At 45.3% G+C, this 13,290-nt stretch carries 12 protein-coding genes; 11 read left to right on the forward strand and 1 reads right to left on the reverse strand.

Annotated features, from left to right (window positions below; translation table 11 throughout):
- Positions 1-217 precede the first annotated feature (217 nt).
- From AC3WQ3_RS13065 to AC3WQ3_RS13080, 4 genes are all read left to right on the forward strand, one after another.
- Entirely contained in the window at positions 218-1,147 is a 930-nt protein-coding gene (locus AC3WQ3_RS13065; RefSeq protein WP_371859930.1) for an ABC transporter permease, read from the forward strand.
- 12 nt (positions 1,148-1,159) lie between these two features.
- A complete protein-coding gene (locus AC3WQ3_RS13070; RefSeq protein WP_127536699.1) occupies positions 1,160-2,029 on the forward strand; it encodes a carbohydrate ABC transporter permease in 870 nt (289 codons plus the stop codon).
- Positions 2,030-2,099: 70 nt separating this feature from the next.
- The gene (locus tag AC3WQ3_RS13075; protein WP_492472465.1) at positions 2,100-3,731 is read left to right on the forward strand and encodes an ABC transporter substrate-binding protein; all 1,632 of its coding nucleotides are present in this window, start codon (positions 2,100-2,102) and stop codon (positions 3,729-3,731) included.
- Positions 3,732-3,837: 106 nt separating this feature from the next.
- Positions 3,838-4,512: a GntR family transcriptional regulator gene (locus AC3WQ3_RS13080; RefSeq protein ID WP_336781995.1), complete on the forward strand. Its 675-nt coding sequence runs from the start codon at positions 3,838-3,840 to the stop codon at positions 4,510-4,512.
- A gap of 92 nt (positions 4,513-4,604) precedes the next feature.
- Here the strand turns inward: AC3WQ3_RS13080 and AC3WQ3_RS13085 are convergent, their stop codons facing one another.
- A complete protein-coding gene (locus AC3WQ3_RS13085) occupies positions 4,605-5,150 on the reverse strand; it encodes a cupin domain-containing protein (RefSeq protein ID WP_095286447.1) in 546 nt (181 codons plus the stop codon).
- A 179-nt stretch (positions 5,151-5,329) separates the two neighbouring features.
- On the opposite strand from AC3WQ3_RS13085, the gene metH reads away from it, so the two are divergent.
- From metH to AC3WQ3_RS13120, 7 genes are all read left to right on the forward strand, one after another.
- Complete coding sequence (gene metH, locus AC3WQ3_RS13090; protein WP_336781994.1) at positions 5,330-8,770, forward strand: methionine synthase; 3,441 nt, start codon at positions 5,330-5,332, stop codon at positions 8,768-8,770.
- A 74-nt stretch (positions 8,771-8,844) separates the two neighbouring features.
- On the forward strand, positions 8,845-9,789 hold the full coding sequence (gene rnz, locus AC3WQ3_RS13095) for a ribonuclease Z (RefSeq protein WP_492472466.1): 945 nt from the start codon (positions 8,845-8,847) through the stop codon (positions 9,787-9,789).
- 348 nt (positions 9,790-10,137) lie between these two features.
- The gene (locus AC3WQ3_RS13100; RefSeq protein WP_336781992.1) at positions 10,138-10,947 is read left to right on the forward strand and encodes a TIGR01457 family HAD-type hydrolase; all 810 of its coding nucleotides are present in this window, start codon (positions 10,138-10,140) and stop codon (positions 10,945-10,947) included.
- A gap of 6 nt (positions 10,948-10,953) precedes the next feature.
- Complete coding sequence (locus AC3WQ3_RS13105; RefSeq protein WP_492472467.1) at positions 10,954-11,775, forward strand: Fpg/Nei family DNA glycosylase; 822 nt, start codon at positions 10,954-10,956, stop codon at positions 11,773-11,775.
- Positions 11,765-12,613 carry a deoxyribonuclease IV gene (locus AC3WQ3_RS13110; RefSeq protein WP_336782078.1) on the forward strand — a complete coding sequence of 283 codons (849 nt, stop codon included), beginning with the start codon at positions 11,765-11,767 and terminating at the stop codon, positions 12,611-12,613. The genes AC3WQ3_RS13105 and AC3WQ3_RS13110 overlap by 11 nt, the downstream gene beginning before the upstream one ends.
- 20 nt (positions 12,614-12,633) lie before the next feature.
- Positions 12,634-12,972, forward strand: a complete 339-nt coding sequence (locus tag AC3WQ3_RS13115; protein WP_095286453.1) for a cyclic-phosphate processing receiver domain-containing protein — start codon at positions 12,634-12,636, stop codon at positions 12,970-12,972.
- Complete coding sequence (locus AC3WQ3_RS13120; RefSeq protein WP_154893801.1) at positions 12,972-13,289, forward strand: thioredoxin family protein; 318 nt, start codon at positions 12,972-12,974, stop codon at positions 13,287-13,289. The genes AC3WQ3_RS13115 and AC3WQ3_RS13120 overlap by 1 nt, the downstream gene beginning before the upstream one ends.
- The last annotated feature ends 1 nt before the right edge of the window (position 13,290 follow it).

Genomic DNA, 13,290 nt, shown 5'->3' on the forward strand with positions numbered 1-13,290 from the left:
AAAACAATCTGTACCTAAGTGTATCCATTAAACTACTTTAAATTGATATCGCTTACATTCAAAATATTTAGTATGCAGTGGGGGTGAAATTTCTGAAAGGGTTTCGATAGAAAGAAGTGAAGATGGGAGCTGTCATGAAGTACTTTTAATTTTATCAAGTTTATTTGATCGGAGTGAATCAGATATGAAGTCAGAAACTGCTAAAACCACGCTTACGATGACCTCATTACGCAAAGAAAGCAGGTTGAGAACGGCTGGAGCCTTACTCCGCAAAGATTGGCAGCTGTATTCACTATTAATACTTCCAGTGATCTATCTGATAATTTTTAAATACGGGCCCATGATTGGTAATGTGATTGCCTTTAGAAGATTTGTACCCGGAGGCAGCATTTTTGGTGAAACCTGGGTTGGGTTAAGGTATTTTCAGATGTTCGTTCAGGACCCTACATTCTGGAAAGTATTTGGGAACACACTCATTTTAGGTGGGCTTGCATTACTCTTCACTTTCCCGGTTCCCATTATCTTTGCTCTGCTTTTGAATGAAGTAAAAAGTAAACGCTTCAAAAAGTTCGTTCAGACTGCATCCTATCTGCCGCATTTCTTATCGATCGTTATCGTAGCCGGTATGATTTTGCAACTTACGGCAGTGAATGGATCCATTAATGGCTTGGTTGCATTCTTTACTGGAGACAACATTCCTTTTATGCAGCGCGCCGAATGGTTCAGAACGATCTATATAACCTCTGAAATTTGGCAAGGCATGGGCTGGGGAGCCATTTTATATCTTGCCGCATTAACAACAATCGATGATTCTTTGTATGAAGCTGCACGGATTGACGGTGCTAATCGCTGGAAACAGACGATCCATGTAACCATCCCAGGCATTTTGCCAACGATTGTTACATTGTTAATTCTGAATATGGGTAATTTTCTTGCTGTCGGATTTGAGAAAATTCTCCTCCTTTACAATCCGCTTATCTATGATACATCAGACGTGATTTCCACTTATCTGTATCGTGTAGGTTTGCAATCCAGCAACTTCAGTTACGCTACTGCGATTGGGTTATTCGAATCACTCATCGGACTGATCTTGGTATTCTCGGTAAATGCAATCTCACGCAGACTAACACAACGAAGCTTGTGGTAAAGGAGGGGCAACATGCAGGAATCAAAATCATACAAAGTGTTCAAAGTGTTCAACGCCATCTTTTTGCTGCTCGTGGTATTCGTCACACTCTATCCGTTCCTGAATGTCGTAGCACAATCTTTCAGTAGCGAATCCTATATCAATTCCGGGAAAGTCAGTATCATCCCGAGAGGGTTCAATGTGGAAACCTATAAGACCATCTCGCGTGACAGCATGTTCTGGACCAATTATAAAAATACAGTTATCTACACCGTGGTAGGTACGTTGATATCCATGTTTATGACAACCATATTCGCGTATGCGATTTCTAAAAGGAGATTAATGGGACGCAAGTTCTGGACAATGTTTGCCGTGTTCACCATGTTTTTCAGTGGCGGATTGATTCCAAACTATGTCCTGATTAATTCCCTTGGCATGAACAATACGATGTGGGCATTAGTTGTACCTGGAGCAATCAGCATTTATAACATGTTAATTATGAAATCATTTTTCGAAAACATGCCTGAGGAGCTGGAGGAAGCAGCAGCCATCGACGGTTTAAACACATATGGTATTTTACTTCGTATCATATTGCCGCTAAGTAAGGCTGTAATGGCTACAATGGTTCTGTTCTACGCAGTGGGACACTGGAACTCATGGTTCCCGGCATTCCTATATCTCGACAAAAAGGAACTGTTCCCTGTGACCATTTATTTGCGGAACATGATTGCAGGTGCAACAGGAGGAGCTTCTGCTGGAGCGTCGGCTGATAATTTGACTCAAATCTCAGCCAATATCAAGTCGGTAACGATGGTACTTACAATTCTGCCTATCCTTACGATTTATCCGTTTGTGCAAAGATACTTTGTAACCGGTATCATGTTGGGATCTGTCAAGCAGTAATTCCAAGTGCATATAGTTAACATCTCTTAGACGCAAGGCCAATCTAAACCACATGCAGGGGGACAATGGAATGAAAAAGAGACCACGCAAGCTTGTAGGCAAGATGGTTTTGGCAACAATGATGAGTGTTGTTTTGGCAGCATGCAGCAGCGGAGCGGGAACCGAGAAGGCCGAACCTGAATCCAAAGGGGCTATGGAGTCCTACGGAGTGGGTGAAACGTTTAAAGCCTCGGAGCCATTCAACTTATCCATACTTTATAGTGATCAGCCAGCATATCCATATAAGAAAGATTGGTTGCTTTTCCAAAAAATCACCGAGCTGACGGGTGTGACCTTGGATCCTACCATTGTACCGATGTCTGACTATCCGCAAAAAAGATCTCTTTTGATCAGTTCGGGAGATGCACCTCTCGTAATCCCTAAAACCTATCCGGGTGAAGAATCTGCCTTCGTATCTTCTGGAGCCATATTACCCGTAAGTGACTATGTTGACTTGATGCCTAATTTCAAGGACAAGATAGAGAAATGGGGACTTGAGGATGAACTGGAGGGTCTCCGTCAGGAAGACGGGAAGTATTATGTTCTCCCTGGTTTGCATGAAGAAGTATGGCCAGACTATACACTGATTGTTAGAACGGATGTCTTCGAGGAAAACAACATTCCTATCCCAACAACTTGGGATGAACTATATGATGCTGCCAAGAAGTTGAAAGAGATCTACCCAGATTCGATTCCGTTCTCTGACCGATTTGAATTTAACAGTACGTTGAATATTGCGGCTGCTGGTTTTGGAACCAAGGGCGGGTGGGGTTTCGGCAATGGTCTTACGTATAAGGAAGACAAGGATGAATTCGTATATACATCCACTACTCCTGAGTACAAAGAAATGCTGACTTACTTCAACAAAATGGTGTCCGAAGGATTGCTGGACAAGGAAAGTTTCACTCAAGATGATGATCAAGCGACACAAAAATTTGTCTCTGGCAAGTCGTTTATCATTAACGGTAACTCTCAAACGTTAGTGCTGCATCGCAATGATATGAATAAAACGTTGGGTGAAGGAAAATTCTCCATTGCTAAAATTACGGTTCCGGGTGGTCCGAAAGGACAATTAATGTCTGGATCAAGACTTGAAAACGGTGTCATGATTTCCGGTAAAATCAAAGATAGTGAAAATTTCAAAGCAACAATGCAATTTATTGACTGGTTATACTACAGTGATGAAGGACAGGAGTTTGCCAAATGGGGAGTTGAAGGAGAGACCTTCACGAAACAGGATGGGATTCGCAAGCTTGCGGATGATGTGAACTATAATGGATTGAATCCTAAAGGCACAAAAGATCTGCGTATTGATTACGGTTTCTCTGGTGGCGTGTTTGCTTATGGTGGAACAACGGATCTGCTGCACTCCATGTTTAGTGAAGAAGAATTGAAATTCCAGCAGGACATGAAGGATACCAAGGAAGTTATTCCTGCTGAACCTCCAATCCCGTACTCAGATCTTGACCGTGAACAGGTGACATTGCTTAGTACTCCACTTAAGGACTACTCGGACCAAAATACCCTTAAATTTATTCTGGGCGAACGCAGTCTTGACGAGTTCGATGCATTTGTACAGGAGCTGGAAGGACAAGGGTTGTCTCAGTACTTGCAGATTTCCAACGATACGTACAAAAAGTATAAAGAGAACAAACAGCAGTAGCATGATAGACAAAGTTTAATCGATTGCCGTTTCGCTGAGCTCATTTTAGTGAAACGGCAATTTATGCTAAGATGAATGAATACGGCTGAGAGGAAGAGGTTAAGGCATGTCACTTAATCAAAAGATTAGAGGTTCGACCCGGGCTTATTCATATGAGCTGATAAAGGAAAGAATTTTGCACCTTGAGCTTAAACCTGGTACGAAGATTTCAGAGAAAGAAATAGCGGATGAACTTGAGGTTAGCAGAACACCCGTTCGTGAAGCTTTTATGAAGCTTGCTGAAGAGGAACTTTTGGATATTATCCCGCAGAGTGGAACAATCGTCTCACATATTAATCTGGAGCATGTGGAAGAAGGCAGATTTATGCGAGAAAAAATAGAAAAGGAAATTGTAGCGCTGGCGTGTGCCTCATTTGCAGAAGAATTCAAATTCAGATTGGAAACCAATATCGCCATGCAGGAAGTGTGCATGGATAAGAATAACTTCTATCGACTGTTTGAACTGGATGAGGAGTTTCATCAGATCCTGTTTCAGGGAACTGGAAAAATGAGAACGTGGAAAATGCTCCAGCAGCTTAACATTCCGTTTAATCGTCTGCGTATCCTTCGCTTGTCCGAAGACATGAATTCCGAAATTATTATCTCCCAACACAAGGAAATCTACCAGCTCATCAAGGAGCGCCAAACAGAACAAGCGATGAAGGTGATGGAAGCTCACCTTAGACTTGTCGTCGTTGAACAGGAGACGGTCAAAGCAAAGTATCCACATTATTTTATATAATCCATCTAATGTTGTATAATGATCCAAACCGCAACAAACCCCTGTTCAAATGGACAGGGGTTTGTTGAATGAACGATATCCGTAATATAAGATTAGGCCTGCTTAATGAACGTAGGATCCGGATACGGGTCAGCAACCCAGCCGTCTTTTTCGATAAAGAGACGGACAGCAATAATTTGCTTGTTCTCCATCAAAGTGAAGAAATGCGGAGTGTTTTCGGGTACGGAAATGACGTCTCCAGGAGACAATTCTACATTAAAGTAACCTACATCATCAGTACCTTTGATAACAAAGATCCCTTTACCAGCGACAATGGCACGGATTTCATCTTCGGCATGTGTGTGGATTTCCTCGAACTTGGCCAATTTTTCTTCGATATCTGGCGTTTGTTCGGAGAGGGTGATGACATCCCAGATTTGATATCCGCGACGTGCAGCGAGGTCTTTGATTTCATAATCAAAGGTTTCCAAGACCTGGTTTTTCTGATCATCAGTCAATCCAAAGTTATTTTGCAATTCAGCACTTAATTTGGATGCGTCCCATTTTTCATAGAGCACTTCATATTTGTCCAAGAAATTTCGAACATTTTCGTCTCCAGTGATACGTTCGTTCGTATTTCTGATCACAATTTCAGCCATGTTCTTTCCCTCTTTTCCACTTGGTTTAATAGATATTATATCGGATGTCTACCTTTTTGTCGATTCGCAAATTCGACCTTAATCGTCTGAAACCCGCCATACAGCTGAATAAAACCGATCTTTCACAATAAGTAAGTTTCTGTTAAACTAAGATTTAACGTTTTGCGGGGGTGAAGTTATTGGATAAGCTTAGTCTACATGATGCATTAAAACAACGAATATTAATCCTCGACGGTGCGATGGGGACCATGATTCAACAAGTTGATCTCACTGGTGCAGATTTTGGCGGAGAGGATCTGGATGGCTGTAATGAAATGTTGGTACTTACACGTCCAGAACTCATCCAGCGCATTCATGAAGAATATCTGGAAGCTGGTGCAGATTTAATCGAAACCAATACATTCGGAGCTACTTCGGTTGTATTGGCCGAATACGATATCCAGGATCGTGCCCGCGAGATTAACCTCGAAGCTGCTCGAATTGCGAGAGCTGCGGCAGATCGGTTTTCAACTCCAGAGTCCCCACGGTATGTGGTAGGTGCGATGGGACCAACAACGAAGACGCTCTCAGTTACGGGCGGCGTAACGTTTCAGGAGCTCATCGACAGTTATTCCGAGCAAGCGCTCGCTTTAATTGAGGGAGGCGTTGATGCGCTACTGCTTGAAACTTCGCAGGATACCCTTAATGTCAAAGCAGGCAGCATAGGTATCCAGCAAGCATTCGAGCAGAGCGGAATTAAGCTCCCTTTGATGATTTCAGGGACAATTGAACCGATGGGCACAACCCTTGCGGGTCAAAACATCGAATCCTTTTATATATCCCTAGAACACCTTAACCCAATTTCAGTGGGACTAAACTGTGCTACAGGCCCGGAATTTATGCGTGACCACATCCGTTCTCTTTCCGGAATGGCTTCAGTAGCAGTCAGCTGTTATCCGAATGCAGGTCTACCTGATGAAAATGGTAATTATCATGAATCACCTGATTCACTCGCTCAGAAAATTGGAGCATTTGCCGAACAGGGATGGTTAAACATTGCCGGAGGTTGCTGCGGTACAACTCCAGCACATATTCGGGCGATGCGTGATACGCTTGCCAAGTACCCCCCAAGAGAAATGAACGGAACACATCCGCCAGCATTATCCGGTATCGATCCCGTATATATAGAGCAGGATAATCGTCCATATATGGTTGGTGAACGGACCAACGTGCTTGGATCTCGGAAATTCAAGCGCCTGATCGTTGAAGGGAAATACGAGGAAGCTTCGGAAATTGCACGCGCTCAGGTGAAAAATGGAGCACATGTTGTCGACGTTTGTGTGCAGGACCCGGACCGCGAAGAAGCTGAGGATATGGAAAAATTCCTCGAACTGGTCGTCAAAAAAGTAAAAGTTCCGCTGATGATTGATACAACCGACGCAAAGGTGATCGATCTTGCTCTTCAGTACTCTCAAGGTAAAGCGATAATTAACTCCATTAACCTTGAGGATGGGGAAGAGAAATTCGAGCTTGTAACTCCTCTTATCCACAAATATGGCGGAGCCGTTGTAGTGGGTACCATCGATGAACGTGGACAAGCCATTAGTCGGGAAGATAAATTGGAGGTTGCCAAGCGTTCATACGATCTGCTGGTGAACAAGTATGGATTGAAGGCTGAGGACCTGATTTTTGATACTTTGGTGTTCCCTGTTGGCACCGGGGATGAGCAGTATATTGGTTCTGCCAAGGAAACCATTGAGGGGATTCGGGTTATCAAGGAAGCTATGCCTGAGTGTCATACGATTCTTGGTATCAGCAACATCTCATTTGGATTGCCTGAGGCCGGTCGGGAAGTCCTAAACTCTGTCTTTTTGTATGAATGTACGAAGGCAGGACTCGATTACGCGATTGTAAACACGGAGAAGCTGGAACGTTATGCTTCCATCCCTGAAGAAGAACGCAGATTGTCGGAAGAGCTGCTCTATAATACGAATGACGAAACACTCGCTGCATTCGTAGCGGCATTCCGGAACAAAAAGGTTGAGAAGAAAGAGAAAATTTCGAATCTTTCATTAGAAGAGCGTCTCGCCTCTTATGTTGTCGAAGGCAGCAAAGAGGGATTGTTGCCAGATTTGGAACAGGCTCTTGCCAAATACTCAGCGCTTGAAGTGATCAATGGGCCACTTATGCAGGGGATGGAAGAAGTAGGCCGACTGTTTAACAACAACGAGCTGATCGTTGCCGAGGTTCTGCAGAGTGCGGAAGTAATGAAGGCCTCAGTTGCTTATCTGGAACAATTCATGGAGAAAAATGAAACATCTGTGAAAGGCAAAATCATTCTGGCAACAGTTAAGGGTGATGTGCACGACATCGGGAAGAACCTGGTGGAGATCATCCTGTCCAATAACGGTTACCGAATCATTAATTTGGGTATAAAAGTACCACCAGAACGAATCATAGAAGCATATAGAGAAGAAAAAGTGGATGCTATCGGCTTATCCGGTTTGCTTGTCAAATCGGCACAGCAGATGATTGTCACCGCGCAAGATTTGCGTACAGCGGGTATCGACGTACCTATCATGGTGGGCGGAGCAGCACTTACGCGCAAATTCACCAAGAACCGGATTCGTCCTGAATATGACGGAATGGTTGTATACGCAAAGGACGCGATGGACGGTCTGGATTTGGCTAACAAGCTGATGAACCCGGTTTCCCGTGAAGCCATGCAGCTGGAGATGGAGGCTGAAAAAGAAGCGGATGCGTCCAGCACAGAAGCGGTTAAACCGCTACCGGAGCTTACGCGAGTAGAGCGGTCGGATATCGCAATCGACAATCCTGTTCTTGTTCCTCCGGATCTTGAGCGGCACACGCTGCGTAATTATCCACTGTCGCACATTTTGCCGTATGTAAACATGCAGATGCTGCTTGGTCATCATCTTGGCCTTCGCGGTTCTGTGGAGCAGCTGCTCGCTTCGGGTGATCCCAAAGCTACCGATCTCAAAGCGGTTGTAGACGGAATTATGCAAGAAGCAGTCCGGGATGGAATTATCCAGGCACATGCGATGTATCGCTTCTTCCCAGCACAATCCAGCGGCAATAGCATCATCATTTACGATCCCGAGAATACAAGCAATATTCTGCATACCTTTACATTCCCGCGGCAAAAGGTTGAACCGTTCCTGTGCCTGTCTGACTTCCTGAAGCCTGTGGAATCCGGAGAAATGGATTACGTTGGATTCATGGTTGTAACAGCCGGTCACGGTGTTCGTGAACTATCCACGGCATGGAAGGAGCAAGGGGACTACCTTCGATCACATGCTCTGCAATCTGTAGCGCTTGAAGTGGCTGAGGGATTAGCTGAACGAGTACATCATATGATGAGAGATATATGGGGCTTCCCGGATCCGGCGAACATGACCATGAAACAGCGTCATGGCGCGCGTTACCAAGGCATACGGGTGTCATTTGGATATCCGGCTTGTCCGGATTTGGAAGATCAGGGGCCACTCTTCAAGCTGATGCAGCCTGAGGATATTGGTGTGGAACTGACGGAAGGCTTCATGATGGAGCCGGAAGCTTCCGTATCCGCGATGGTGTTCAGTCATCCGCAAGCCAAATATTTTAATGTTGAAAAAGCATAGTCAATAAGAGGTCAGGCAGAGCCCTCCGCATCGTCGGAGGCTTTTTGCTGGCAACAGAAAGAGGTGCAATCCGGATGGAACTATATTTCCTGGGAACTAACGCTGGTGTACCTACACTGCAGCGGAATGTAACTTCCATTGGGCTCCGCATGTTGGATGAGCGAAGAGCTTTGTGGTTGTTTGACTGCGGGGAAGGAACCCAGCACCAAATTTTGAGTTCACCGCTAAAACTGAGTAAATTGGAGAAAATCTTCGTTACCCATCTTCATGGGGACCATGTATTCGGGCTTCCCGGCCTGCTTTCGAGCAGGGCTTACCAGGGAGGGACTACACCCCTTACGGTTTATGGACCGCCTGGGACAGAACGTATGATTACAACCGTAATGGAGTTAAGTCAGTCTCGGATTAACTATGAGTTGAAGATTGTTGAGCATACAGGTGGTTTGCTGTTTGAAGACGAGAGCTTCATTGTAGAGTCTGCTTTACTGGAACATCGGATCGACAGCTACGGCTACCGAATTACGGAAAAGGATCGTCCAGGCAGTCTCGATCAAGCCAAGCTGGCAGAGTATGGTTTGAAGCCGGGTCCTCTTTTTGGTCGTCTTAAACGCGGTGAGACGATTACCCTGGATGACGGCAAAGCTGTTCGTCCGGAGGATGTATTAGGAGCTCCCAAACGCGGCAAAGTGATAACCATTTTGGGAGATACACGACCGTGTGCAAATGTATTGCCCCTCGCTAAGCATGCAGATGTACTTGTACATGAAGCAACATTTATGGACGATTTGGCAGATACCGCTCATGAGTACTATCATAGCACTGCTAAGCAAGCGGCTGAGGCGGCCAGAGCAGCAGATGTTGGAGAATTGATTATGACTCATTTTAGCTCTCGTTATAAGGATGATGAACAGCTGCAGCCCCTTTTGGACGAGGCAAAGGCCGTTTTTCCCAACTCCAGATTGGCGAATGAGCATCAGTTAATTCCTGTCATTCATCATCAGAATGGATCTCAGTTATAATTAAGGCAGTTGGACTTCAAAAAATGTTCGTTTAAAGACGGCAATTCAGGCGGGACTGAAGGGGAGAGGCCCTGAGGTCCCTTTTGCAATCTGATCGGAAAGCGTGTAGGATGGGCAATATGAGCAGGGAAATGAACCAAATTATTTTCCGGGAAAGCGCAGGAAATGACAAGCTTGTACAGAAGGCGCGCGAGTGAAAACGTCTGGGTTCGATTCGGTTCGACGTGTTGCGTGCTCATACGAGCAAGCCCGTATTATTTTTGAAATACATAGCTATGGATCAAAAAACATCAAAATGTAATTAAGGACATGAATTGTTAATGGTCTAAAAGAAAGGAAGTGCTCTGTATGATTAAGGCCTATCTAATCGATCTGGATGGAACACTCTATCATGGCAGACATCGTATTGATGGGGCAGACAAGCTTATTCAGACACTGAATGAACAGGCAGTACCTTATTTATTTGTAACAAATAATTCTTCACGTACTCCGCAAGGAGTAGCAGATCACTTGAACGAAATGGGAATTCCAGCGGAAGCATCTCAAGTTTGTACTTCTGCAGTTTCTGCTGCTGAATATGTAGCTGAAGAATCTCCTGGGGCAAGAGTTGCCTGCATTGGAGAAGCTGGTTTACTTCAGGCTATCGATGAAGCAGGATTGCAAAGGACGGAAGAAAAGCCGGAATACGTCATTCAAGGCATTGACCGAGAATTTTCCTACCAAAAACTAACCAAGGCACTGCGCTGGATTAATGATGGAGCAAAATCAATTCTGACCAACCCAGATCTGCAGCTCCCCTCTGATGATGGCTTGACTCCAGGAGCGGGTACCATTGGTGCTGCGATCGAAGCGGCTACAGGTGTTTCACCAACTGTAATCGGCAAGCCTTCCAGCATTATTATGAAGTCAGCGATTGATCGATTAAATTTAAGGGCTGATGAAGTGGCAGTGATCGGGGACAATATGCGTACAGATATTGCAGCAGGAGCAGCAGCTGGATGCGAGACATTGCTCGTATTGACCGGAGTCACAACGAAAGAAAATATGGACACTCATATTAGCGCGACCAAGATACGTCCTGATCATGTGTTTGATGATTTGCATAAACTGATTGAGTGGCTGTCGCAACAAGCGAGCCAAGCATCCAAGAAGGGATAGATACAGATGCCGGAACTGCCGGAAATGGAAAACTACCGGACATTATTGTCCGCAGAAATACTTGATTTACCTATTACTGGTGTTGTCGTTAATCGGGAAAAATCCATCAATAAAGAGCCAGAGGAATTTACGCGCGAACTTACAGGCAATCGTATTATTTTTGTCGAGCGCCGGGCGAAGCATCTTATTTTCCATTTGGCAAACGGTAAACGACTGGTGCTCCATCTCATGCTGGGAGGCATGATTTACTGGGGGACTGAGGCAGATCGTCCCGATCGGTCGACACAAGTTGAGATTCAATTTGGTGATCATATCTTGTTCTTTATTGGACTCCGATTGGGTTATTTGCACCTGCTTACATCCAAGGAAACGGAAGAAGCCATGGCCGATCTTGGACCTGAGCCACTTGATCGACGCATGAATCCTGAGCGTTTTGCTTCATTGCTGAAAGGACGCCGCGGAACGCTCAAAACGACCCTGGTTAATCAGCACATTATTGCTGGTATCGGCAATTGTTACTCGGATGAAATTGCTTTTGCTGCAGGTTTGAGACCTAGTTCCAAAACACAGAACATCGCCAGTTCACCAGAACTCACAGAGCGTTTGTTCCGTTCTATGCAGTCGGTGCTCCGTGAAGCAGCTTCGAAGGGTGGTTATATGGAAATGCCGCTGATGCAAGGGGACACGAAAACAGGAAGTTTTGATGAGCAATGTAGGGTATATGATCGCGAAGGGGAAAGCTGTCCACGTTGTGGAGGCACGATTGCACGAGTGGAAATTACGGGGAAGAAGGCTTTCTTCTGTCCGAATTGTCAGCATGAGGCCTAATTACGGAATCGGCGCACACGTCAGCACGAGAGGTGGATTTTTACAAGCAGCCAAGAGGGCATATGAGATGGGGGCAACGGCATTTCAATATTTTCCGAAGAACCCCCGGAGCCTTGGTTTGAAAGATCCTGACCTTAAAAATGCTGAATTGTGCCGGGAGTGGTGTGAGGAGAATGGCATTGCGTCCATTGCACACTCACCCTATCCGACGAATCCGGCTTTGGGCATGACCCGTGGAGAGGCGGGGTTTCATGCTACCGTAGCTTCCATAAGGAATGATCTGCACATTGCAGATGTGTGCGGTTCAGTAGGAACGGTTGTTCATTTTGGTCATCTTAAGAGTGATCAGCCGCTTGAAGGATATCAGAATCTCATTCATTGTTTGGATACGGTTTTGGAAGACTGGAATGGAGAGGCAAAGATCTTGCTCGAAAATCAGGCAGGTGACCACGGTTCAATGGGCACGACCATGGAAGAAATGATTCAGATTCGCAAGCTGAGCCAATATCCGGAGCATATTGCTTTTTGTTTTGACACATGTCATGCTTTTGCTTCAGGGATGTGGCACAGCAATAGTGAACAGGATATGCTTCAGAAAGGCAGACAGCTTGGGTACTGGGATGCACTTGCTGCTGTGCATTTTAATGATTCCAAATATGCTTCCGGCTCGTGCAAGGATCGACATGCGCGAATCGGTCAGGGATTTATAGGAAGCAAAGCGATGCAAGAATTGTTGAGTTCACCTGAGTTCCAACGGGCTGTCGTTGTGTTGGAAACCGAGACAGGTGAGGATGGGACGCACAAAGATGATATTGAGGTCATGCGTTCCTGGTTGTAAACGGGGAGAGGAGTGGTCGTATGCATGTTTTCTTGGATGATTACCGGTCATGTCCCAAGGGATTTGTCTTGGCTACCAATGCTGAAGAATGTCTGATGCTGCTCAGGGAAGGTGACGTGGATATCCTGTCCCTGGATTATGAATTGGGTCCGGATTCGCCTAATGGTGGAGAAGTTGCAGCTGCCATTGTACGGGAAGGGCTGTTTCCGCGCGAAATTTATTTACACACCTCCAGCATGTATGGCAAACGTCAGATGTACGAATTGTTATATACCAATAAACCTGACACTGTAAAGGTACACAACGGTCCGATGACAGGTGAGGTTATGCTTCGGGTTGCTGCGGGAGAGCTTAGCTGATGAAGCCCATTCATTCGAAGCTTTTGATGCGCGGTGTGTGGGAAGGTATTCCTCAAGCTGTATTTATCTACACCCCTTTATGCGGTACTTGTGCTGCAGCGAGAAGAATGCTGGAAATCGCGGAGCATTTGCTGCCTGAGAACACATTATTTGAAATGAACATTCATGATATTCCGGATCTTGTGCAGCAGTTTAAAATTTCAAGCGTACCTGCAGTGATGCTGTTTGATGGAGAGCAGGAGGTACCTAAAATGATTTACCGAATGTCCTCGGTGGAGCACCTGCTAAATGAAATTCGAAAGGCGGTCCTGAAATGAG

The organism is Paenibacillus sp. FW104-T2 (assembly GCF_058789975.1).